General features: G+C 65.7%; 20 protein-coding genes and 1 tRNA gene. 14 read left to right on the forward strand and 7 right to left on the reverse strand.

Translation table 11 applies throughout. The annotated features are described in order from the left end of the window. The first annotated feature begins 5 nt into the window (after nt 1-5). From PV761_RS00295 to PV761_RS00345, 11 genes are all read left to right on the forward strand, one after another. The gene (locus tag PV761_RS00295) at nt 6-1,160 is read left to right on the forward strand and encodes an adenosine deaminase (RefSeq protein ID WP_347893447.1); all 1,155 of its coding nucleotides are present in this window, start codon (nt 6-8) and stop codon (nt 1,158-1,160) included. A 67-nt stretch (nt 1,161-1,227) separates the two neighbouring features. Continuing rightward, on the forward strand, nt 1,228-1,848 hold the full coding sequence (locus PV761_RS00300) for a MazG nucleotide pyrophosphohydrolase domain-containing protein (protein WP_347893840.1): 621 nt from the start codon (nt 1,228-1,230) through the stop codon (nt 1,846-1,848). A 122-nt stretch (nt 1,849-1,970) separates the two neighbouring features. Then, the gene (gene eno / locus PV761_RS00305; protein WP_018774732.1) at nt 1,971-3,251 is read left to right on the forward strand and encodes a phosphopyruvate hydratase; all 1,281 of its coding nucleotides are present in this window, start codon (nt 1,971-1,973) and stop codon (nt 3,249-3,251) included. Between the two features lie 86 nt (nt 3,252-3,337). Then, nucleotides 3,338-4,069, forward strand: a complete 732-nt coding sequence (locus tag PV761_RS00310) for a septum formation initiator family protein (RefSeq protein WP_347893449.1) — start codon at nt 3,338-3,340, stop codon at nt 4,067-4,069. A gap of 130 nt (nt 4,070-4,199) precedes the next feature. Continuing rightward, on the forward strand, nt 4,200-4,883 hold the full coding sequence (locus PV761_RS00315; RefSeq protein ID WP_347893842.1) for a DUF501 domain-containing protein: 684 nt from the start codon (nt 4,200-4,202) through the stop codon (nt 4,881-4,883). Next, nucleotides 4,880-5,827: a Ppx/GppA phosphatase family protein gene (locus PV761_RS00320; protein ID WP_347893451.1), complete on the forward strand. Its 948-nt coding sequence runs from the start codon at nt 4,880-4,882 to the stop codon at nt 5,825-5,827. Before PV761_RS00315 ends, PV761_RS00320 begins: the two co-directional genes overlap by 4 nt. Nucleotides 5,828-5,905: 78 nt before the next feature. Next, nucleotides 5,906-7,249, forward strand: a complete 1,344-nt coding sequence (locus PV761_RS00325) for a S8 family serine peptidase (protein WP_347893844.1) — start codon at nt 5,906-5,908, stop codon at nt 7,247-7,249. A 52-nt stretch (nt 7,250-7,301) separates the two neighbouring features. Continuing rightward, complete coding sequence (locus tag PV761_RS00330) at nt 7,302-8,771, forward strand: FAD-dependent oxidoreductase (RefSeq protein WP_347893453.1); 1,470 nt, start codon at nt 7,302-7,304, stop codon at nt 8,769-8,771. A gap of 66 nt (nt 8,772-8,837) precedes the next feature. Further along, complete coding sequence (locus PV761_RS00335; protein ID WP_347893455.1) at nt 8,838-9,788, forward strand: N-acetyltransferase; 951 nt, start codon at nt 8,838-8,840, stop codon at nt 9,786-9,788. A 20-nt stretch (nt 9,789-9,808) separates the two neighbouring features. After that, nucleotides 9,809-9,882: transfer RNA gene (locus PV761_RS00340), tRNA-Leu, on the forward strand. A gap of 170 nt (nt 9,883-10,052) precedes the next feature. Further along, nucleotides 10,053-11,402, forward strand: a complete 1,350-nt coding sequence (locus PV761_RS00345; protein WP_028270468.1) for an ABC transporter substrate-binding protein — start codon at nt 10,053-10,055, stop codon at nt 11,400-11,402. Nucleotides 11,403-11,562: 160 nt separating this feature from the next. Here the strand turns inward: PV761_RS00345 and PV761_RS00350 are convergent, their stop codons facing one another. The 4 genes from PV761_RS00350 to PV761_RS00365 all read right to left on the reverse strand — a co-directional run bounded on the left by PV761_RS00350 (nt 11,563) and on the right by PV761_RS00365 (nt 15,673). Next, complete coding sequence (locus PV761_RS00350; RefSeq protein WP_028270467.1) at nt 11,563-12,333, reverse strand: ABC transporter ATP-binding protein; 771 nt, start codon at nt 12,331-12,333, stop codon at nt 11,563-11,565. After that, nucleotides 12,330-13,316: an ABC transporter ATP-binding protein gene (locus tag PV761_RS00355; RefSeq protein ID WP_051628811.1), complete on the reverse strand. Its 987-nt coding sequence runs from the start codon at nt 13,314-13,316 to the stop codon at nt 12,330-12,332. Before PV761_RS00355 ends, PV761_RS00350 begins: the two co-directional genes overlap by 4 nt. A 95-nt stretch (nt 13,317-13,411) precedes the next feature. Next, nucleotides 13,412-14,380 carry a branched-chain amino acid ABC transporter permease gene (locus PV761_RS00360; protein ID WP_028270465.1) on the reverse strand — a complete coding sequence of 323 codons (969 nt, stop codon included), beginning with the start codon at nt 14,378-14,380 and terminating at the stop codon, nt 13,412-13,414. Nucleotides 14,381-14,389: 9 nt separating this feature from the next. Continuing rightward, complete coding sequence (locus tag PV761_RS00365; RefSeq protein WP_028270464.1) at nt 14,390-15,673, reverse strand: branched-chain amino acid ABC transporter permease; 1,284 nt, start codon at nt 15,671-15,673, stop codon at nt 14,390-14,392. 506 nt (nt 15,674-16,179) lie between these two features. Between PV761_RS00365 and PV761_RS00370 the strand changes: the two genes are divergently transcribed. Continuing rightward, complete coding sequence (locus PV761_RS00370; protein ID WP_028270463.1) at nt 16,180-17,106, forward strand: Bax inhibitor-1/YccA family protein; 927 nt, start codon at nt 16,180-16,182, stop codon at nt 17,104-17,106. A 111-nt stretch (nt 17,107-17,217) separates the two neighbouring features. Here the strand turns inward: PV761_RS00370 and PV761_RS00375 are convergent, their stop codons facing one another. The 3 genes from PV761_RS00375 to galT are packed head-to-tail and all read right to left on the reverse strand — an operon-like array spanning nt 17,218 to nt 20,839. Next, nucleotides 17,218-18,456, reverse strand: coding sequence for an acetyl-CoA C-acetyltransferase (locus PV761_RS00375; RefSeq protein ID WP_347893459.1), 1,239 nt, complete (start codon nt 18,454-18,456; stop codon nt 17,218-17,220). A 20-nt stretch (nt 18,457-18,476) separates the two neighbouring features. Next, nucleotides 18,477-19,652 carry a galactokinase gene (galK, locus tag PV761_RS00380; RefSeq protein WP_347893461.1) on the reverse strand — a complete coding sequence of 392 codons (1,176 nt, stop codon included), beginning with the start codon at nt 19,650-19,652 and terminating at the stop codon, nt 18,477-18,479. Further along, the gene (gene galT / locus PV761_RS00385; protein ID WP_347893463.1) at nt 19,649-20,839 is read right to left on the reverse strand and encodes a galactose-1-phosphate uridylyltransferase; all 1,191 of its coding nucleotides are present in this window, start codon (nt 20,837-20,839) and stop codon (nt 19,649-19,651) included. Before galT ends, galK begins: the two co-directional genes overlap by 4 nt. A 182-nt stretch (nt 20,840-21,021) precedes the next feature. Between galT and PV761_RS00390 the strand changes: the two genes are divergently transcribed. Together PV761_RS00390 and PV761_RS00395 are read left to right on the forward strand one after the other, a co-directional pair. Next, the gene (locus PV761_RS00390) at nt 21,022-22,065 is read left to right on the forward strand and encodes an aldose 1-epimerase family protein (protein WP_347893465.1); all 1,044 of its coding nucleotides are present in this window, start codon (nt 21,022-21,024) and stop codon (nt 22,063-22,065) included. Nucleotides 22,066-22,111: 46 nt separating this feature from the next. Then, nucleotides 22,112-23,446 (forward strand): AI-2E family transporter, encoded by a 1,335-nt coding sequence (locus PV761_RS00395; RefSeq protein ID WP_347893467.1) that lies wholly within the window; start codon nt 22,112-22,114, stop codon nt 23,444-23,446. Nucleotides 23,447-23,448: the final 2 nt, after the last annotated feature.

The raw sequence follows: 23,448 nt of genomic DNA on the forward strand, positions 1-23,448 counted from the left end.
GGTACGTGACTGAGCCTATTCTTGACGCTGCCCCTGCCATCGACTTTGACCTCAAGAGCCTCCCCAAGGTATCCCTGCACGACCACCTGGACGGCGGCCTGCGCCCGGCCACCATCATCGAACTTGCGGAAGCCGTGGGGCACACGCTGCCTTCCACCGATCCGGTGGCGCTGGGGGAATGGTTCCGCGAATCCGCAGACTCCGGCTCCCTGGTCCGCTACCTCGAAACCTTCGACCACACCATCGCCGTGATGCAGACCAAAGAGGGCCTCTTCCGGGTGGCCAAGGAATTCGTGGAAGACCTTGCCGACGACGGCGTCGTGTACGGCGAAGTCCGCTGGGCACCGGAGCAGCACCTGCAGAAGGGCCTGACGCTGGATGAAGTGGTCGAGGCCATCCAGGAAGGGCTCGACGCCGGCGTGGAAGCCGTCGCCGAAACCGGCCGGGACATCCAGGTGGGCCAGCTCATCACCGCCATGCGCCACGCCGACCGCGGCCAGGAAATTGCCGAACTGGCCGTCCGCCACCGCAACAACGGGGCCGTGGGCTTCGACATCGCCGGCGCAGAGGACGGGTTCCTGCCGTCCCGCTTCCGTGATGCATTCACATACCTCGCCCAGCACAATTTCCCCGCCACGGTCCACGCCGGCGAGGCAGCAGGCCTGGAAAGCATCCAGTCCGCCCTCGTTGACGGCCGTGCCCTGCGCCTCGGCCACGGCGTGCGCATCGCCGAGGACATCACCGTTGAGTTCGACGACGAGGACGCTGACGCAGAGAGCGATGAAGCCGACGCCAACATCGGGATGGTCACCCTCGGCGAGCTCTCCAGCTGGATCCGCGACCGCGGCATCGCCCTGGAAATCTGCCCGTCCTCCAACCTGCAGACCGGTGCCATCGCCGGGTTCGGCGAAGGCATCGAAAGCCACCCGCTGGACATGCTGTACCAGCTCGGCTTCAACGTCACCATCAACACCGATAACCGACTGATGAGCGGCGTGACCCTCACCGATGAGTTCGAACTGCTGGTGGAGACGTTCGACTACGACCTCGACGACATCCTTGAGCTGACCCTCAACGCCGCCGAGGCCGCTTTCCTGCCGCTGGAGGAAAAGGAAGCACTCGTTGAGTACATCAACGACGCCTACGCCAATCTTGCCTAAGGACGATTCCGTCCCGGTGGCCTCCCTGGTTGCCGTGATCGCCGCCCTCCGGGAGCACTGCCCCTGGATGGGGGCGCTGACCCACGAATCACTGGTGGAGTACCTCCTCGAGGAGGCCTTTGAAGTAGCCGAAACAATCGAAACCGGCGCCGACGAGGCAGAGCTCCGGGGGGAGCTGGGCGACGTCCTGCTCCAGGTGGTCCTCCACGCCCGCCTTGCCGAGGAACGCGGCACTTTCGGTTTCGACGACGTCGTCCGTGGCCTCAGCGCCAAGATGATCCGCCGGAACCCGCACGTGTTCCGGCCCGACGGTTCGCTCCAGGACACTTTCCCGGCCAGTGTGGAGGAAATTGTCCGCACGTGGGACTCCATCAAGCGGGCCGAGAAGCCGGAACGCGGTGATCCTTTCGAGGGAATTCCGCAGGGCCTTCCGGCCCTGGCCCGGGCCCAGAAGTCACTGGACCGGGCGGCGAGGGCGGGCGTCACGCCGGCCCCGCCTCTCACCGCGGCAGCTGACTTTGTCAGGAACCTGGACTCCGAGGAGCAGCTCGGCGAGCTGCTGCTCGCCGTCGTGTCCGCCGCCCGGACCAGGGGTTTCGACGCCGAACGCGCCCTCCGCGGGGCAGTCCGGCGGTATCAGGACAGCCGCCGCCCCCTTCACCCTTCCACGCACCGGACGGGATCATGACGTCCGGGTGCTGGATAGGTTTCCGTAACCTGCAACACTCTCGACTACGCTAGTCCCTGACGAGGACGTCGAGTTTTTCCGCTAGTTTCCCAGTAAATCGCTTCACCATAAGGAGCATATTCATGGCGCTTATCGATGCCATTCACGCCCGCGAGATCCTCGATTCCCGTGGCAACCCGACCGTAGAAGTTGAAGTCCTGCTTTCCGATGGCCAGATCGGCCGCGCAGCAGTGCCCTCCGGCGCCTCCACCGGCGAACACGAGGCCGTGGAACTCCGCGATGGAGACAAGGGCCGCTACCTTGGCAAGGGCGTCCAGAAGGCCGTCGACGCCGTCATCGACCAGATCGCGCCGGCACTGACCGGTTTCGACGCCACGGACCAGCGCAGCATCGACCAGGCCATGATTGACCTGGACGGCACCCCCAACAAGGGCAAGCTCGGCGCCAACGCCATCCTGGGTGTTTCCCTGGCCGTGGCCAACGCCGCCGCAGCATCCGCTGACCTGCCGCTGTACAAGTACCTGGGCGGCCCCAACGCGCACGTCCTGCCCGTTCCGCTGATGAACATCCTCAACGGCGGCTCGCACGCCGACTCCGACGTGGACATCCAGGAATTCATGATCGTCCCGATCGGCGCCGAAACCTTCTCCGAGGGCCTGCGCTGGGGCGTCGAGGTCTACCACAACCTCAAGTCCGTCCTGCAGGCCAAGGGCCTCTCCACCGGCCTGGGCGACGAGGGCGGTTTCGCGCCGAACCTGCCGTCCAACCGTGCCGCGCTGGACCTGATCCAGGAAGCCATCAAGAACGCCGGCTACACTCCGGGCAAGGACATCGCCCTGGCCCTGGACGTCGCCTCCTCCGAGTTCTTCAAGGACGGCGCCTACCAGTTCGAGGGCAAGGCACTTTCCGCCACCGAGATGAGCGCCTACTACGCCGAGCTCGTGGCCGACTACCCGCTGGTTTCCATCGAGGACCCGCTGGACGAGAACGACTGGGAAGGCTGGAAGACCCTCACCGACACCATCGGCGACAAGGTCCAGCTCGTGGGCGATGACCTCTTCGTCACCAACCCGGCCATCCTGCAGCGCGGCATCGACACCAAGACCGCGAACTCGCTGCTCGTCAAGGTCAACCAGATCGGTTCCCTGACCGAGACCCTGGACGCAGTGTCACTGGCCCAGCGTGCCGGTTACACCACCATCACCTCGCACCGCTCCGGCGAAACCGAGGACACCACCATTGCTGACATCTCCGTTGCCACCAACGCGGGACAGATCAAGACCGGTGCCCCGGCCCGCTCCGAGCGCGTCGCGAAGTACAACCAGCTGCTGCGCATCGAAGAGGAACTCGACGACGCCGCACGCTACGCCGGACGCAGCGCTTTCCCGCGTTTCAAGGGCTAGCATCCAAAAAAACAGCTGACCGGTGGCTATGGTTGAAAGACCATGGCCACCGGTTTTTGTTTGTGGTCCGCTTTTGAAGGAGTGTCATGGCCACCCGCCGTCCCAAGGTTCCCCGGGCTACGCCCGCGGCGCGTCAGTCAAAGGACGCCGACGACGGCGCTGACGTCATCCGCGCCGATTTCGGCGCGACGCGGCACCTGCCCGCGGCCGGGGAAGCGAAAACGCCCGCCGCGGATACACCCGCTGGGCGGGCACCCGCTGCGCAAGGAAAGTCCACCACCGCCGGACGGCTGGGGGCGTCGGTCAAGGCCGGGGTTGCCGCCGGCAAACAGGCGGCCCGCCGGCCTGCCGGCAGCCCGGACGGCAACAAGCAGCCCGGCCAATCCTCGGGGAGTGACGCCAGGCACGGGGGGGATAACCAGGATCCGGTGCCCGCCAAGGCCTTTTCCGGCCGGATGCTGGCGCTGGCCGTCGTCATGATTGCCATCACCATCATGCTGGCCCCCACCGTCAAGATCTTCATCGACAAAAGGGCGGAGATCGCGGCGCTGGAGGCGGATATCGCCGCCCGTCAGGCGGAGCAGGAGGGGCTGAAACTCCAGGTATCCAGGTGGCAGGACCCGAACTACGTGAAACAGCAGGCCCGCGACCGCATTAACATGGTTATGCCGGGAGAGACCGGCTACTGGGTGTTTGGCAGCGATCTGCCGGCCGGGACCGCCAGTGGCCAGGGCGGCACAGGATCAGCCCAGGACCCGGCCAACCTGCCATGGGTGGACTCGCTTTGGGAGTCCATCAGGCGCTCGGCAACAGACTAGAGGCGGTGCCCTCCGCCGGCTTTCCCACGGGTCAGCCTCCAAGGGCAGGAAGGCGGCCGCGCCAGTGGACCAGCATGCAGTAGGCGACAACGCCCCGGGCGGACACCCCGCAAAAAACGAGGCCCCGACCGTGCCCGGGTACAGCCACCCCTCCGCCCGCGACCTCGACGTCCTGAGCCGCCAGTTGGGGCGTCCAGTGCGCGACGTCGTCGAAATCCCCGCCCGCTGTGTCTGCGGCAACCCCCTCGTCGCGGCGACGTCCCCCCGGCTCAGCAACGGAACCCCGTTCCCCACCACGTTCTACCTGACCCACCCGGTCATCACCTCCGCCGTGTCGCGCCTTGAGGCCGCCGGCCTGATGAACCGGATGAACGAACGCCTGGCCGAAGACTCCGGACTCGCAGCGAGCTACCGCGCCGCCCACGATGCATATCTGGTTTCGCGTGCGGAGATCGGGGAGCGGTCCGGCATTGGCGCCGTGCCCGAGATTGACAGGATCTCTGCCGGCGGCATGCCCACCCGCGTCAAGTGCCTTCACGTCCTGGTGGGCCATTCCCTTGCTGCCGGTCCCGGTGTCAATCCGCTGGGCGATGAAGCCCTCGAAGCCATCAGTGAATGGTGGACGGCGGACCGTTGCTACTGCGACGGTGCGTGGGACACCGGCGGAGAAGCGCCCTCGCAGGACCTCAGCCGGCACGGGCCGCAGGGCCTGCCCGAGATCGTGGGCCGTCCGGCACCCGTGCGCAACACGCAGAAGCACGCTGAAGAGAATCACGCTGACGAGAAAACCGACTCCACGGAGGCCGCCCAGTGACCCGAGTTGCCGCCATCGACTGCGGAACCAATTCCATCCGGCTCCTGATCGCCGACGTGGCCGGGAACGGGAGCAGCCCGAAGCTGACGGACGTCGTCCGCGAAATGCGTGTGGTCCGGTTGGGCCAGGGCGTGGACGCAACCGGAGAACTGGCCCAGGAAGCCCTGGACCGGACCTTCGCCGCCACGACCGACTACGCCGCGCTGATCCGCGAGCATGGGGCTGGAAAGGTCCGTTTCGTTGCCACGTCGGCCACGCGCGACGCCAGCAACCGGAAGGTATTCGTGGACGGCATCCGCGAAATCCTCGGCGTGGAACCTGAAGTGATTACCGGCGACGAAGAAGCCGCCCTGTCCTTCGCCGGTGCCAGCAGCGTTCTTCCGTCCCGCGGCACCGATCCCGTGCTCGTGGTGGATCTCGGCGGGGGAAGCACCGAATTCGTGCTCGGCGACGCCAACGGCGTCATCGCCGCCAAGTCCGTTGACGTCGGCTGCGTCCGGATGACCGAACGCCATCTCCGCAACGACCCGCCGTCTCCGGAGCAGGTTACTGCCGCGGAGGCCGACGTCGACGCCGCCATCAGCGAGGCGGGACTGGCCGTTCCGCTGGACCGCACCACCGTCGTCGTCGGCGTGGCGGGGTCCGTCACCACGATAACGGCCCACGCGCTCCGGCTGCCGGAATACTCGCCTGCGGCGATCCACGGCGCGGAGCTTCCGCTGAAGACCTTTGGCGAGGCGTGCACGGATCTGCTCGGGATGACCAAAGCCGAACGGGCCGGACTTCCCTACATGCATCCGGGCCGGGTAGACGTCATCGGTGCCGGCGGACTGGTCTGGCGGCGCGTTTTGGAACGCCTCGCCGAGGTAACGGAGGGAAGGATCACTTCGGCTGTCGCCAGTGAACACGATATTCTCGACGGAATTGCCCTGAGCATCAGCTAGGACGTGGCATCAGCTCATGACTTCGCACGTACAGCCGATTGGACCCGAATGACCAGAGCAACAACCCGCTGGGGCCGGATGGCCTCCGCCGTGACGGCAATTGCCTTGGCCACAGGCGGCCTGGCGACGTCGCTGGTCGCTGCACCGGAAGCCCGTGCCGATTCATGGCGGGACAAGCAGTACTGGCTGGCCGAGTCCGGCATCACCAAGGCGTGGGAAGTGTCCAAGGGCGCCAACGTCAAAGTGGCCGTCATCGACAGCGGCGTGGATGCCAAGCACCCCGACCTCAAGGGTGCCGTCGTCGGCGGCAGCGATGCTTCCGGGGCGGGCAGCGCGGACGGGCAGAAAAGCATCGGCTCGAAGCCCGAGCACGGCACCTTGGTGGCTACGATGCTGGCCGGCCGCGGACACCAGCCGCCGAAGTCCACGGCGAGTCCCGGCGCCACTCCGGCCCCGGGCCCCGACGGAATCGTGGGCGTGGCTCCCGAAGCGCAGATCCTGTCAGTGTCCACCTGGCTTGGTTCCCAGAACCCCGGCGGGAAGACGGACCAGGAACAGATTCCGGCGGCCGTCCGCTGGGCCGTGGACAACGGCGCGCGCGTGATCAATATTTCGCTGGGCAGCACCTCACCCGAATGGCCGCAGAGCTGGGATGCAGCGTTCCTCTACGCCGAGCAAAAGGATGTGGTCATTGTGGCCGCAGCGGGCAACCGGGTGGGCGGCAACGTCCAGGTCGGAGCGCCGGCAACCATCCCGGGCGTCCTGACTGTGGCGGGCCTGAACCGGGAGGGTGCTGCCAGCATCGATTCCTCCTCCCAAGGCATCAGCATTGGCGTGGCGGCACCGGCCGAAAACCTGATCGGCGGGATGCCCGGGGACGGCTATGCGGAATGGGCCGGCACGTCCGGCGCCACACCGATTGTGTCCGGCGTGGCGGCGCTGATCCGGTCCAAATGGCCGGAGATGACGGCCAGCCAGGTCATCAACAGGATTGTCACCACGGCCAAGGATGCCGGGGCGCCGGGGAAGGACCCCATCTACGGGTACGGCGTGCTGAACGCGGAAGCTGCGCTAAAGGCGGACGTGCCCGAAACGAAGGTGAATCCGCTGGGCACCGTCGCCGACTGGATCAGGATCCACCGCCGGGGCGAGGCAGCCGCAACCGCCCCCGCCGCTGAGCCCAGCGACAGCCCCACGAGTGCGCCGCCCACACTGCCGGTGGCCACGGTGCCGGTGGCTGAGGCGCCGTCCCAGCTGGACAGTGCCGTGCCGGCCGTGGTGGTCATCGGCTTCGGGCTGCTGTTCGTGGGCATCATCGGGGGCGCCGCCTTCCAGCTGCGGCGGGCCACCAGGAACCCCGGAAATGTGCCCGAGGAGCCGGAGACCGGAGTCCTTGACAAGGTGGACTCGAACGGAACGTAACGGCGACGATTTAGTTAGTGAAGATTTTCACAAACTACTGTATTCTTGAGTCATGGCAACAACCCCACAGCTCCAGGACCGTCCCAGGGTACTCGTCGTCGGCGGCGGGTACGTCGGCCTGTACGTAGCCCTCAAACTGCAGAACAAGATCGCGAATGCCGGTGGCATCGTCACCGTCGTTGATCCGCTGCCCTATATGACCTACCAGCCCTTCCTGCCGGAAGTTGCCGGCGGAAACATTGAGGCGCGCCACGCTGTCGTCTCACACCGTCAGCACCTGAAGCAGACGGAACTTATCCAGGGCCGCGTCACCTCGATCGACCATGCCAACCGGACCGCCGTGGTTGCCCCGTCCGACGGCGGACCGAACTTTGAGGTTCCTTACTTCGACGTCGTCCTGGCCGCAGGCGCCATCACCCGCACGTTCCCCATCAAGGGCCTGGCGGATAAGGGCATCGGCCTGAAGACCATCGAGGAAGCCGTTGCGCTGCGCAACAAGGTCCTCGAGCGGATTGAAGCCGGTTCCACCATCACCGATCCCGCGGATCGCGCACGTGCCCTCACCTTCGTGGTGGTTGGCGGCGGCTTCGCCGGCATCGAGTGCATCACCGAGATGGAAGACCTCGCCCGTGCGGCGGTCAAAAACAACCCCCGCGTCAAGCAGGAGGAAGTCCGCTTCGTCCTGGTTGAAGCCATGGGCCGCATCATGCCCGAGGTCACGGCCAAGCAGGCCGACTGGGTTGTGGAGCACCTGCGCAGCCGCGGCATCGAAGTCCTGCTGAACACCTCGCTGGACAACGCCGAGGGCTCCCTGAAGCTCATCAACCTTCCGGACAAGACCCCCGCCCAGGAATTCGAAGCGGACACCCTTGTCTGGACTGCCGGTGTGCAGGCGAACCCGATGGTCCGCTCCACCGACTTCCCGCTGGAGCCGCGCGGACGCGTCCGCGTTCTTCCGGACCTGCGCATCGCAGGCGACGAAGGCATTGTTGAGAACGCCTGGGCCGCCGGCGATGTCGCCGCCGTTCCGGACCTCACCGGCAGCGGCCTGCCCGACGGCACCTGCGTGCCCAACGCGCAGCACGCCCTTCGCCAGGCCAAGCGCCTCGCGAAGAACCTGTGGGCCTCCCGCTGGGACAAGGAGCTCAAGGACTACAAGCACAAGAACCTGGGCGCCGTTGCCGGCTTCGGCGAATGGAAGGGCGTTGCCAACATCAACCTCCTGGGCCGCATCGGGCTCAAGGGTCCGCTGGCCTGGCTGGCGCACCGCGGGTACCACGGCATGGCCATGCCTACGTTCGAGCGCAAGTTCCGCGTTATTTTCAACTGGATCCTGAGCTTCTTTGTTGGCCGCGACACCACACAGCTGATCGACCTGGAGAACCCGCGCGGAGCCTTCGTCTCCGCCGCCACTCCTGCTCCCAAGCCGGCTGCGGCTCCGGCCGCACCGGCGGCTGAGAAGCCGGCCGAATCCGGCAGCACCAGCGGTCAGAAGCAGACCGTATCGGCTGACACCAAGTAGCTGCGCGACTCCGTCAGCGGCGGCCGTTCCCCCGGGGAACGGCCGCCGCTGTTGTTTAATGGCTCAATGACTGGTGAAAAGGACATCCGGACCCTGCTGGCATCCATCCATCCCGTGCTGCGCGAGGGGGAATACGTCTATGTCCTGTGGCCGTACGGCCGGCCGCTCGTGCCGGGCATCGAAGCCGCCGTCCGGGAAGCTGAAGGGCTCACGGTGGTGCTGCCCCGGGCTGAAGCGGACAGGCTGGAGCTTCGCTACGACTTCGTTGCCGCCTGGATCACGCTTCAGGTGCATTCGTCGCTTGAAGCCGTCGGACTGACAGCCGCCGTCAGTGCGGCGCTTACCGAGGCCCGCATCAGCTGCAACGTCCTCGCCGGGTTCCATCACGACCATCTCCTGGTCCCGGTGGCCGACGCCGACCGCGCCCTGGAAATACTGCATGAACTGGCCGCCCGGAGCTCCGACCAGACGGCGCCCGCTCCCGCGCTCGTCCTGCGTACCGAACAGCCGGCGGACCGGCCGGCGATCCTGGAGCTGACGGCGGCGGCTTTCTCGGTCTCGCCCGCAACCGGGCTGCCCGTGGACGGCGAACCGGTGGAAGTGGGGCTGCTGAAGCAGCTGTTCGACTGTGACGAGTACCTGCCCGAGTTCAGCATCGTTGCGGAACAGGACGGCGAAGTGGTGGGCCACGTGATCAGCACCAGGGGCTGGGTGGGGGACCTGGAGCTGCTGGGACTTGGCCCCATCGGCGTGGTGCCGCGGTTGCAGCGGCACGGCATCGGTTCGGCCCTCATCCAGGAAACCGTGGCCCGCGCGAACGCCGCGGGGGAGCGGGGCATCGCCCTGCTGGGCGGCCCCGAGTACTACTCCCGTTTCGGATTTGTGCCGTCGGTCTCGCTGGGCATCGACCCTCCGACTGCCGAGTGGGGAGAATCGTTCCAGGTGCTCCCGCTCGCCGTCTGGCCAGGTGGCATCCACGGGACGTTCCGGTACGCCGCACCCTTTGAGCGGCTCTGACGGGATACCATGGACCGGGCGCCCCAGTAGCCCAATTGGCAGAGGCAGCGGACTTAAAATCCGCGTGTTGTGGGTTCGAGTCCCACCTGGGGTACTACTTTTCTCCTCCATGCCCCGTGATTTCCCATATGCAACGACTGTTATAAGGATGTGACCATAGTCACTTATGTTCGCGGGGAAATTGCACTAGCTTGAATCTAAATCAGGTACACCTGGTAATTCGCATCAAAGGCCGTTCGCACCTTTCGATCGAGGAGACTCTCTATGATTTCACTCCCCCAGGCGGCGCCGCGTGTCGCTAAGCTGACAGCGCTTAGCATCGGCGTCGCCCTTCTGGCTACGGCTTGTGGCGGCTCGTCCACCCCGAGTTCGACAGGCTCAACCACTCCCGCAGCGTCAGGTATTGCCTGCCCGGCGCCGAGCGCTACCGGCAGTGCCACTACCGGAGCAGGCGCAGGCGGGTCGGTTCCGGCCTCAACCACCACAACCGACACACCGCTCAAGATTGGATCGCTCCTGCCGACAACGGGGTCGCTGGCGTTCCTCGGGCCGCCCGAAATTGCGGGTGTCAACCTTGGCATCAAGGAAGTCAATGACGCAGGCGGCGTACTGGGCAAGCCCGTCGAGGTGATCCACCGCGACTCCGGTGACACCAAGACGGACATCGCCACGCAGTCCACCACCGCGCTGCTCGGCAGCGGCGTCAGCGCCATTATCGGCGCTGCTTCCTCGGGCGTTTCCAAAACCGTTATCAACCAGATCACGGGCGCCGGCGTCATCCAGTTCTCGCCTGCGAACACGTCTCCTGACTTCACCACCTGGGATGACAAGGGCCTCTACTGGCGCACGGCACCTTCGGATGTGCTGCAGGGCAAGGTGCTCGGCAACTACATGGCTACCTGTGGTGCCCAGACCGTCGGCATGATCGTCCTGAACGACGCCTACGGCACCGGCCTGGCAAAGAACGTCAAGTCTGCGTTCGAAGCCGCCGGCGGCAAGGTCGTTGCCGAGGAGCTCTTCAACGAAGGCGACTCGCAGTTCAGCAGCCAGGTGGACAAGGTCATTGCAGCCAAGCCTGACGCGATTGCCCTGATCACCTTCGACCAGGCCAAGAGCATCGTCCCCCTGATGACCGGCAAGGGCATCAAGGCAACCCAGATGTTCCTGGTGGACGGCAACACGTCGGACTACAGCAAGGACTTCCAGGCGGGCACCCTGAAGGGCGCCCAGGGCACCATCCCGGGCACGTTCGCCAAGGACGACTTCAAGAAGAAGCTGCTGGCCATCGACCCGGCCCTGAAGGACTACAGCTACGCTGGCGAGTCCTACGATGCCGTCAACCTGATTGCACTGGCAGCCGAGGCCGCGAAGAGCACAAAGGGCACCGACATCGCCAAGCAGCTCAAAGCTGTCTCTGAGGCCGGCGAGAAGTGCAACGACTTCGCATCCTGCGTGACGCTGCTCCGCAACGGCAAGGACATCGACTACGACGGCCAGTCCGGTCCGGTGACCTTCTCCGATGCTGGCGACCCCACGGAAGCCTACATCGGCATCTACGAGTACCAGGATGACAACACCTACAAGCCGTCCAAGGAAGAATTCGGCAAGCTGTAAAGCCGACCCACCCTGGATAGCAGGAAAGCCCCCGTCCGGCCGGACGGGGGCTTTCTGTTGCCCGGGGGCGGGGGACGCGCCGCGGGGCACGCAGAAGGGCCGCCACCGGACGGTGACGGCCCTTGCGCGGTTCCTGGAATGGCTCCCGGAGGGGCGGGGCTTAGACCTCGTCTGCCAGGGTGCCGAGGTATAGCTGGATCACCTTGGGGTCCTTCATGAGTTCCCGTCCGGTGCCCGTGTACGCGTCCTTGCCCTGGTCCAGCACATAGGCGCGGTCGCAGATCTGCAGGCAGCGGCGGGCGTTCTGCTCCACCATGATGACTGACACACCGGCCCGGTTGATCTCGTGGACCCGCAGGAAGGTTTCATCCTGCTTGACGGGGGAGAGGCCGGCCGACGGCTCATCGAGCAGCAGGACGGCGGGTTCCATCATCAGGGCTCGTCCCATGGCCACCATCTGGCGTTCACCGCCGGAGAGCGAGCCGGCCCGCTGGGCGCGGCGCTTGCCGAGTTCGGGGAAGAGGCTGGTGACGAAGTCGAACCGTTCGGCGAAATCCTTGGGCCGCTGGAACATGCCCATCTGCATGTTCTCCTCGATGGTCAGCGTGGCAAACACGTTGTTGTTCTGCGGGACGAAGCCCACGCCCTTGGACACGAGTTTGTTGGCTTTGAGCCCGGTGATGTCCTGGCCCCGGACCACCACTGACCCCGAGTGCACTTTCACCAGGCCAAACATGGCCTTCAGGAGCGTGGACTTGCCGGCGCCGTTGGGTCCGATGATGCCGATCAGTTCACCCTTGCGGGCCTCGATGCTGCAGCCGTTGAGGATGTTCACGCCGGGGATGTAGCCCGCCACCAGGTTGGTGACCTTGACGACGGATTCATCCGCTGCGGCTGGTGTGGCGGCCGCGGCCGCACTGGTGGCGCTCATTCGGTGTCCTTCTTCCTGGTGTCGGGCGTCACCGTGTCAGCGTCCGTTTCGGGGGCAATGACGTCGACGGCGATGATGCCGGCGTTCTCGGTGCCCACGATGGACTCTTCGTCGGCCACGAGCTCGGCGGCCAGTTCCTTGATGCCTTCGGCGTCGCCCAGGTCCACGTCGTGGTGGGCGCCCAGGTAGGCATCGATCACGGCCGGGTTTTTCATGACCTCAACAGGCGGACCTTCGGCGACGATCTTGCCCTCGGCCATCACCACAACCCAGTCGGCAATGTGGCGCACCATGTTCATGTCGTGCTCGACGAAGAGCACGGTCATGCCTTCGGCCTTGAGGTTCTTGATGTGGTCCAGGAGGGACTGGGTCAGCGCCGGGTTGACGCCGGCCATGGGCTCGTCCAGCATCACAAGCTTGGGCCTGACCATGAGCGACCGCGCCATCTCGAGCAGCTTGCGCTGGCCGCCGGACAACGATGCCGCGTAGTCGTCCTTCTTCGCGTCCAGTTTGAACTTCTCCAGCAGGACGTTGGCCTGTGCCGTGATTTCCTTTTCCCGTCCGCCCCACATGCCCTTGAACAGTGCCTTGGAGAGCCGTTCACCGGGCTGTTCCGAACCGCCTAGCCGCATGTTCTCCATGACGGTCAGCTTGCCCATCACCTTGGTCAGCTGGAACGTGCGGACCATGCCCATCCGGGCCACCTTGTAGGGGGAGACACCCGCGAGGCTGTTGCCTTCGAACTGCCACTTGCCGGAGTTCGGCGTGTCAAAGCCGGTCAGCAGGTTGAACAGGGTGGTCTTGCCGGCACCGTTCGGCCCGATCAGCGCCGTGATTTTGTGCCGAGGGATCTCCAGGTATTCAACGTCGACGGCGTTGATGCCGCCGAAGCTGCGGGTGACGTTTTCTGCGACGACGATCGGGTCCCGCTTCTTGCAGCCGGGAGCTGTCTCGCCGGCCGCGATCGGCCGGGTGTCCGTCATGTAGTCAATCTTGTCGGTGGTCCCGGTGGTCCCGGTGGTCCCGGAGTTTCCGGTGCTTCCCGTGCCGTTTGCTGTTGGCACATTGCGTTGCTCACTCATGCGAACGCCAACTCCTTCTTGTTGCCGAAGACGCCCTGGGGCCGGAAGATCATTAGCAGCATCAGGGCCACACCCACCAGGATGTACCGCAGCTGCCCGGCCTGGACCGTGTTCAGCCATGTCACGGCGCCGGACTCAATCAGGCCGTAGAGAATGCCCTGGGTGAGCGAAAGCACCACCCAGAAGATCATGGCGCCGACCACGGGGCCGAGTACCGTTCCGAGGCCGCCCAGCAGCAGGCACGTGTACAGGAAGAACGTCAGTTCAGTGCCGTAGTTGGCCGGCTGGACTGCGCCTCGGGGAAGGGTGAAGATCATGCCGGCGAGGGCGCCGAGCACGCCGCCGATGACAAGGGCCTGCATCTTGTAGGCGTAGACGTTCTTGCCCAGCGAGCGGACGGCGTTCTCGTCTTCGCGGATGCCCTTGAGGACGCGTCCCCACGGGCTCCGCATCAGGAGCCACACCAGGGTGCAGCAGATGATCACAAGCCCCCAGCCCACAACGCGGATAAAGAAGTCCCTGTTGTTCATACCGAAATAGGAACCTTCCGGGAACGGGTTCATGGCATAGAACCCGCCTTCGAAGGCGGCGAGGCCGTTGGCCGATCCCGTGACGGACGTCAGCTGGTTGGTGGTGACGATGTAGCGGACGATTTCCGCCGCCGCGATGGTCACGATGGCAAGGTAGTCGGCACGCAGGCGCAGGGTCGGAATACCCAGGAGCAGGGCGAAGATCGCCGAGCAGATCACGGCGATCAGCAGGCCGACGAAGAACGGCACGCCGAACGTCAGGGTGGAGATGGCGAAGCCGTAGGCGCCGACGGCCATGAAGCCGGCCTGCCCGAAGTTCAGCAGGCCCGAGTAGCCGAAGTGAACGGCGAGGCCGAGGGCGGCAAGCGCGTACGCCGCCGTCGTCGGGCTGAACAGTTCACCGGCAGCGCTGGAAAATATGAATCCCAAGTCCATGGCTGTCTCCTAACCCACGCGCTCGCGACGGCCAAGGATGCCCTGCGGCCGGAACAAGAGGACAACAATCATGATGAACAGTGCTCCCACATATTTGAGGTCGGCGGCTAGGCCGAACACGGTGGTCAGCTCCACGAAGATGCCGACGATGATGGATCCGATCAGTGCACCGAAAACGGTGCCGAGGCCGCCCAAGGTCACACCCGCGAAGATAAGCAGCAGGATCTGTGAGCCCATGTCGAACGTGACGCCGGGCCGGTAGTAGGCCCAGAGGATGCCACCGAGGGAGGCGAGCATGCCGCCGGCCACCCAGACAATCCGGATCACGTTATCCACGTCGATGCCGGACGCTGCCGCGAGGGCGGGGTTGTCGGCTACTGCACGGGTGGCCTTGCCCAGGCGGGTCTTGAGCAGGATGAAGCCGATCAGCGCGATCACGACGGCACTGATGACCAGGGACCACAGGTTGTTGGGCGAGATGGACACCGGCCCGATCTGGATTTCGGAGCTCTGGGCGTACGGCAGCTGCTGGGTGGATCCGCCGAAGTAGAACTGAATGACGTAGCGGACTGCCAGCGCGAGGCCGATGCTGACGATCATCATGGGGACCAGGCCGGTCCCGCGGCGGCGCAGCGGCTTCCACAGCCCGGCATCCTGGACGTAGCCGAACAGGCCGCCGCCCAGCAGGGCAAGGACCACAGCCAGCCAGAACGGCAGGCTCATGGCATTGAAGGCGAAGACCAGCACGGCCCCGAACGTCACCATTTCGCCATGGGCAAAGTTGGTAAGGCCGGTGGTTCCGAAGATCAGCGAGAGTCCGACCGAGGCCAGTGCCAGCAGCAGGCCGAAGCTAAGCCCTGCTACGAGCCGGTTGAGCAGGTTCTGGCCGAAGTCCTGTTGCTGGACCACGATGCCTTTTCCGAAGGCGAAGATCACTGACAGGTTGGACGTCTGGCTGAACGTGACTTTTCGTGGATTTTCCTGGCCGTCGGCGAGCTTGATGCCTTCGGGGAGGGTGGATTCGTCGAGTTCCACTTCGTAGGTGCCCTGGACCGGAACTCCGATGGTCCACGAGCCGTTGGCGCCTGATTTTGCGGTCCCGGTGAAATCGCCGCTCTTGGCGGTGATCGTCACGTCAGCGATAGGTGCACGTGCATCGTCCCGAAGGAAGCCGCTGATGCTGTTCTGGAACTGCTGGTTCGACGGGGATGGTGTCGGTGAGGGAGTGGTGGCCTGCGATGCCGGGGCAACGACGAGGAGAATTGCCACGACGGCGGCAAATACAGCCCCCATCGTCTTCAGCAATCCGCCGCGCCGTCTGTGCGACAGGCCTCTCGGTGTGCTTCTCAAAATGAAAACCTCCACATGGGGGTGGACTGGGTTGCGCCTTTACAACCACTGCGAACGGTGCGGGGGACGTAGTCGTGGCGCCAAATATGCGGTAGTTAAACCGAATACCTTGTGATGTCAGTCACCCTGCTTGGGCTTATGTTACAGCCAGCGGGCATCAATGGAGCCTCGTGCAGGGGCGCCTAAGATAGCGATCGGATAACAACCGTGAAGCCAAACCTTCGAATCAATACAGTTCTGCTAAAGAAAACTTTTGTTGATTCTGAGTATTCCTAAACAGTCACTTCGACTTCGTGCCCGTGGGATCCGTCACAGCCTGGAGTAGCGCATGTCACGGTTGCGTTTCGGCTGGCGGGACGGGGGAACTATCCCTGCCTCTTGGGCGTGGGAATTGATACCTTGAACTATAAGGATCACCACCCACCCCCTTTATTTGGAGGACACCCGCAATGGCACTTGGCGGAAACCCGATCTTCAACGGAAAGAATTTCCGTGGAGCCACCCAGGCACCGCCTGTTCCGCAGGCTCAGTACGGCCAGAACCCCTACGGCCAGGCCCCGTACGGGCAGAACCCGTACGGCCAGGCTCCGGGACGCGCCCCCGGCCAGGTCATGGATGCGCAGGGCGGCTGGATGGCCCAGCAGCAGAACATGACCCATGACCAGCTGCAGCAGATGTACAACCAGCCGGCAGCCGGTCCGGCCGAAACCGGACGGATGACGTTCGACGACGTCATCATCAAGACCGCCGCCTGCCTCGGTGTGCTGGTTGCCGGCGCGGCGGTGACGCTCTTCGTGGGCATGTCGCTGGCCTCGCTGCTGATGATCGTCGGCGCACTGGGCGGCTTTGTGCTGGCCATGGTCAACACGTTCAAGAAGCAGCCTTCGCCGGCGCTGATCCTGGCGTACGCCGGGCTGGAAGGACTGTTCCTTGGCGGCCTGACCCGCGTGCTGGACACCATGTACCCGGGCGTGGGCCTGCAGGCCGTCATCGGCACGCTGTCCGTGTTCGCGGTGACCCTGCTGCTGTTCAAGAGCGGCAAGGTCCGTGCAACGCCCAAGGCCATGAAGTTCTTTATGATCGCCCTCGTCGGGTACGCCCTGTTCTCCGTGGTGAACCTCGTGATGATGGTGACCGGCCTGACGACGGAACCGTTCGGCCTGCGCAGCGGAATCATTGGCGTCGTTATCGGAGTCCTGGCCATTGGCCTGGCTGCGTTCTCCCTGGTGATGGACTTCACCAGCATCGAAGAAGGCGTCCGCAACGGCGCACCCGAGCGGTTCTCCTGGACCGCCGCCTTCGGCCTCACCGTGACCCTGGTCTGGCTCTACGTGGAGATCATCCGCCTGCTGGCGATCCTCCGCGGCGACGACTAGGGCGCTAGCCAGGCACGCGCCGTCGTGCCTTCAGCCGTCGTGCATTGATTCGTGCAGTAACTGGAATGGGCCCCGCCACACGGCGGGGCTCATTCCAGTTAACGGTCCTGCTTAGCTGAGCCGCTCGTAAACAACCGCCATGCCCTGGCCGCCGCCGACGCACAGGGTGGCGAGGCCGAGCGTTGCGTCGCGCTCCCGGAGACCGTTGAGGAGCGTTGTGGTCATGCGCGCGCCGGTCATGCCGAACGGATGCCCCAGGGCGATCGCCCCGCCGTGGACGTTGAGCCGCCCGTGGTCGATGCCGAGTTCACGGGCGCTGGCCACCACCTGCACGGCGAACGCCTCGTTGAGTTCCACAAGGTCGATGTCGCCGATGCCCAGGCCTGCCCTCGCCAACGTCCGGCGGGTTGCCTCCACCGGCCCCATGCCCATGAGTTCGGGGGAGAGCGCGCTGACGCCCGTGGACACAATCCGAGCCAGCGGCTCCAGCCCGAGTTCCCGGGCGCGGTCATGGCTCATCACCACCACCGCGGCGGCGCCGTCGTTCAGCGGGCACGCGTTCCCGGCGGTTACCGTCCCCCCGCTGCGGAAGACAGGCTGCAGCGCGGCCACTCCTTCCAGCGTGACTCCGGCGCGGGGCGAGTCGTCCCGGTCCACCACCGTGCCGTCGCGGCGCGTGTACGGCGTGATTTCGCGCGAATAGAATCCCGAGGCCATGGCCGCCTCTGCCCGGTTCTGGCTGAGGACCGCCCATTCATCCTGCTCGGCCCGGCTGATGCCGTAGGTGGTGGCCACGTTCTCGGCGGTCTGTCCCATCGCAATGTAGATGTCGGGCATCCGGCCGCCGAGCCGCGGGTCCGTCCAGGGCGTGTTGGACGCGGCCCGCGCCTCTGTCCGGCGGCGGGCTGCGTCGAAGAGCGGATTGTGCGTGCCCGCATCGGTTTCCCCGGCCCCGGTCCAGTGGGGGTACCGGGAGACAGCTTCGACGCCGGCCGCCACAAACGCGTCCCCCTCGCCCGCCTTGATGGCGTGGAACGCCATGCGGATGGTCTGCAGGCTGGAGGCGCAGAACCTGTTGATTGTTGCACCTGGGACGTTGTCCAGTCCGGCCAGGATGGTGACCACCCTGGCCATGTTTGAACCCGCTTCGCCGCTGGGTTCGGCGCAGCCAAGATAGAGATCGTCCAGGCCGGCGCCGGTCTCTCCACGGGGGTCGAAGGACGGGATCTTGTCCAGGGCCGCCGTCACCATCGCGGCGGCAAGATCATCCGGCCGTTCATCCTTCAACGACCCCTTGAAGGCGCGTCCGATGGGGCTGCGGGCAGTGGAAACAATGACTGCTTCTGACATGCGCCCAGCCTACGCCCGGGCTACACCAGCCGCATCGCCCCGGCCGCCGGGGTAACGGTGAAGATCTCCGGCTTCCGGTACCCGGCGCGGGAAAAGGCCTGCTCGACGGCGGTGCGCACCTGCTGCTCCGCGGCCACCGGCGTCAGGGCAATCGCCGCGCCGCCAAAACCGCCGCCCGTCATGCGTGCCCCGATGGCGCCGCTGGCGCGGGAGGTGTCGACCGCCAGGTCCAGTTCCGGGCAGGAAATCTCGAAGTCGTCCCGCATCGAACGGTGGCTGGCATCGAGGAGGGGACCGATGGCGCCCGGTCCGGCCGAACCGAGGAGTTCCACGGTCTGCAGGACCCTGTCGTTTTCAGTGACCACGTGGCGGACCCGGCGGAACGTGACCTCATCCAGGAGGCCGCTGGCTTCGTCCAAATCCTCGACGCCAACATCGCGGAGGGCCTTGACGCCCAGCACTTCGGCTCCGAGCTCGCACGAATCCCGGCGCGACGCATAGCCGCCGTCGGCGTGTGAATGGGAAACCTTGGTGTCGATCACCAGCAGGACAAGGCCGGCCGGTTCGGTCTCGAACGGGACGAGGCGGACGCTCTGGTCCCGGCAGTCGAGGAAGACGGCGTGGCCCTTGGCGCCGCGCAGTGAGGCGGACTGGTCCATGATGCCCGTGGGGGCTCCCACGAAGTCGTTCTCGGCACGCTGGGTGGCCAGCACCATGTCCTCTGCCTTCAGCCCAGCGCCGGTCAGCTCGTTGAGGGCTGAGATGACGGCGCACTCAATGGCGTGGGACGAGGAGAGCCCTGCGCCGAGGGGAACGTTGGAGTCCAGCAGCAGGTCCAGGCCGGGCACGTTGATGCCGCGCTCCTGGAGCGCCCAGATGACGCCGAGGGGGTACTTGGTCCAGCCCTTGGCCTGCGGGCCCGCCAGGGATGAGGTGTCCGCCGTCGTCATGCCCTGGTCGCCGTAGGTGGACAGCAGCCTGAGTGTCGAGTCCGGGCGGACCCGGACAGCCACCCGTGCCGTCCGGTCGATGGCGAAGGGGAGCACGAAGCCGTCGTTGTAGTCGGTGTGCTCGCCGATCAAGTTGACGCGCCCGGGTGCCTGCCAGATGCCGTCCGGCTCGGTGCCGAAGGCATCCCGGAACCGTGCTTCGAGGTCGTTGCTGCTCAGGTCGCCGTTGCTGAGTGGGGCGGTCATGCGTGTGCGCCTTCCGGGAGTGGCTTGAGGGCTGATGCGGGAACTGTGACGGTGCGCAGCCGCTCCGCCACGAGTTCCGGGGTGGTGTCGTTAATGAAAGCACCCATGGCCGCTTCGGAGCCGGCCAGGTACTTGAGCTTATCCGCAGCCCTCCGCGGGGACGTCAGCTGGAGATGGAGGTAGCCTGCCGGCCGCAGCACGTCATCGAGCGGTGCCTGGTGCCAGGCCGAGATGTAGGGGGTGGGCGTCGGATACAGCGCATCGAACCGCTTGAGAAGGTCCAGGTACACGTGCGCCAGTTCGTCCTTCTCTTCGCCGCTGAGCGCCGCGAGGTCCGGCACCTGGCGGTGGGGGACCAGATGGACCTCCAACGGCCAGCGCGCAGCGAACGGAACGTAGGCGCTGAAGTTCTCGCCTTCCAGGACCATACGGCTGCCGTCTTCGCGTTCGGACCGCAGCAGTGAGCCGGTCAGCGTCTGCCGGCCGTCGGCATCGTCGAAGAACTTCCGGGCTGCCGCCCCCATCACAGCTGCGCGGGGCGTGACGTACGGGTACGCGTAGATCTGCCCGTGCGGGTGGTGGAGCGTCACGCCGATGTCCGCGCCGCGGTTCTCGAACGGGAAGACCTGCTTGATGCCGGGCAGCTCGTTCAATGCGCCCGTGCGGTGCGCCCAGGCCTCGACGACGGTGCGGGCCCGGACTTCGCTGAGCCCGCTGAACGACCCGGTGTGCTCGGGGGTGAAGGACACCACTTCGCAGCGGCCGAATGCCGTGCCGGTGGTTCCCCAGCCGGCGTTGCCGGGAACCGGTCCGAGCGCGGGCCCGAGCGACGGGAAACGGTTCTCGAACACCACGACGTCGTAGTCGGGTGCAGGGATCTCGGAAGGGTTGCCGGGCGTGGTGGGGCAGATGGGGCACTGGTCCGCCGGGGGAAGGTGGGTGCGGCCCTGGCGGTGCGCAGCCACCGCAACCCATTCTCCGGTGAGGGCGTCAAACCTGACTTCGCCCGGCTCGCTCCTTGCCGGCAGTTCGCGGAGGTCGGGGTGTTCCTCCGGCCGGCGCGTGTTCTTTCCTGCCGAAGCACTATCCAACGCGGCATCGTCAGCCGAGGCAGCATCCGCCGTGGCGTCGTCGAAGTAGAGCAGCTCCCGGCCGTCGGCAAGGTTGGTGCTGGAGATGTGTGTCATGCGTCTAATCCTTTACGAGCGGGCGGCCATCGGAGCCCGCCGTGGGTAAGGCGTGGCAGCAGGCACTTCAATTCTCCCACAAAACGATCAAAAAGGAATAGTTTCGAACAAAAGATAACAAGACGGGTGGGGACGCCCCAAGGCAGGTGAGGCAGCGGGGCCGAACAGGTACGGTTGTGCCCATGACTCCGAGCGCACCTCATTCCGGCCAGGGCGGCACCGCAGCCGCCGGCACCACCGCAGCCGCCGGCACCACCGCAGCCGCCGGCACCACCGCGGCCGCCGGCACCACCTCTGCCTCCGGCGCTGGCGAGGGCGCGCCGCGCCGCTACGCCTCCGGCCGGCAGTTTGAGCTCCGCCGCGGCGATGCCCTGGCCGTTGTCACCGAGCTGGCCGCTGGCCTGCGGCTGTATTCCCGCGACGGCGTCCAGCTGACGGAAACGTACGGGGACGGGGACATCCCGCCGGGAGCCACCGGAATCACGCTGGCTCCCTGGGCCAACCGGGTCGAGGACGGCGTCTGGTACCTGGACGGCAAGAAGCAGCAGTTGGACATCACCGAGGTTTCGCGCAACAACGCCAGCCACGGCCTGCTCCGGAACGCCTCCTACGAACTGGTGGATGAATCCGAGTTTTCGGTGACCCTGGAGGCGCCGATCTTCCCGCAGCACGGCTACCCGTTCCTGGTGCGGCACCGCGTCCAGTACGCCCTGGCCGAGGACCTTGGGCTTGTTGTCCGCCAGACCCTGCTCAACGATTCCCAGGCATCCGCACCCTTCGTCCTGGGATCCCACCCCTACCTCAGGCTGGGGGATGTCCCTGCCGGGGAGCTGGTACTGACAGTTGGCGCCGGGCGCCGGCTCGTGGCGGATGACAGGCTCATACCCCGCAGCTCGGAGCCGGTCAGCGGTGACACGGACCTGCGGGGCGGACTAACCGTGGCCGAACTGGATATCGACGTCGCCTACACAGACCTGGAGTTCCACGGCGGCGTGGCCCGCCAAACGCTGCAGGCATCCGACGGCCGCAGCGTGAGCCTCTGGCAGGACGAGAGCTGCGCCTACGTCCACGTCTTCGTCACGGACCAGTTCCCCGGGAGGGCAAAAGCCGTTGCCATCGAACCCATGACCGGCCCGGCCAATGCGTTCAACAGCGGCGACGGCCTGCGCTGGCTGCCGGCAGGGGAGCAGTTCACCATGACCTGGGGCATCAGCGCCGCGCTGTAGCCCTCAGCAGTTTCCCATCGGAGCGCTGCTGGGGAAGTATTAGGCTATGACGCCAGCTGAGGACGCCGCACCGACCAGTAGCACCGACGCCGCGACCGGTCCCGCCGCCACCGCGGCCCCGTTGCGGGTGGTCACTGACCGCGAACTGGATCAGGACATTCCCTACGGCGTGCGGATCGCCGCCTCCTGGGCCTGGCGGCTGGGGTTGATCCTGCTCGTTGTTGCTGCGCTGATCTGGCTGCTGAGCAAGATCAGCTTCCTGATCATCCCCGTGATGGTGGCCGCTTTGCTGGCCGGCCTGCTGAGTCCCATCACACGCTGGCTCAAGGCCCGGCGAGTGCCCAACGGCGGTGCGGTGGCCATCACCGTGCTGGGCTTCATCGGCCTGATCGGCGGTTCCCTTGCGCTCGTGGGCCGGCAGCTGGTCAACGGCTTCAGCGAACTATGGAGCGAGGCTCTGATCGGAATCCAGCAGATCCAGGGCTGGCTGGCGGACGGGCCGCTTCACCTGACGGCGGCCCAGATCGACCAGTATCTGAAGGAAGCCTCGGATGCGCTGCAGAACAACAGCAGCAGCATCCTGAGCGGTGCCCTCTCCTTCGGAAGCACCGCAGGCCATTTTGCCGCGGGACTCATCCTTGCGTTGTTTGTCCTGATTTTCTTCCTCCTCGAGGGTGACCGGATCTGGGCCTTCCTGGTCCGGCTGCTTCCGAGGAAAGCCCGCGCCGCCACGTTCGGTGCAGGCCGAAAGGGCTGGGCGTCCATGGTCAGCTACGCCCGCATCCAGATGTTCGTGGCTTTTGTGGACGCTGTGGGAATTGGCGTGGGCGCCGCCATCATCGGTGTTCCGCTGGCGCTTCCGCTGGGTGTCCTGGTCTTTATGGGTTCGTTCATTCCCATTGTTGGCGCCCTGGTCACCGGCGCCGTAGCCGTGCTCCTTGCCCTGGTGGCCAACGGCTGGGTCAACGCGCTGATCATGCTGGGAATCGTGTTGCTGGTCCAGCAGCTGGAAAGCCACATCCTGCAGCCGCTGGTGATGGGCAAGGCGGTGGCCCTGCACCCGGTGGCCGTGATCCTGTCCGTGGCGGCCGGTTCCTACCTCGCCGGCATCCCCGGCGCGCTCTTCTCGGTGCCTATCCTTGCCGTAGCAAACTCGGCGATTCGATATATTGCTGCCAGAACGTGGGAACATGAAGGTGTGCTGGTGGCGGATGGCCCGGGTGTAACCGGGGACTCCGGAACCAGCGAAGACAACACCTTCAAGGATGTCTACCTTCCCGGTGCGAATCCGGGCCGCGGCAAGGGCGCCGCACAGTCAACGGGAACTCCCGCCGGACATTCCGGCCCGGACGCCCCAGCCGAATTTCCCAAAGGAGACTAGTT

Origin of the sequence: Arthrobacter sp. CC3 (assembly GCF_039907775.1) — a bacterium.
Classification (GTDB): Bacteria; Actinomycetota; Actinomycetes; order Actinomycetales; family Micrococcaceae; genus Arthrobacter.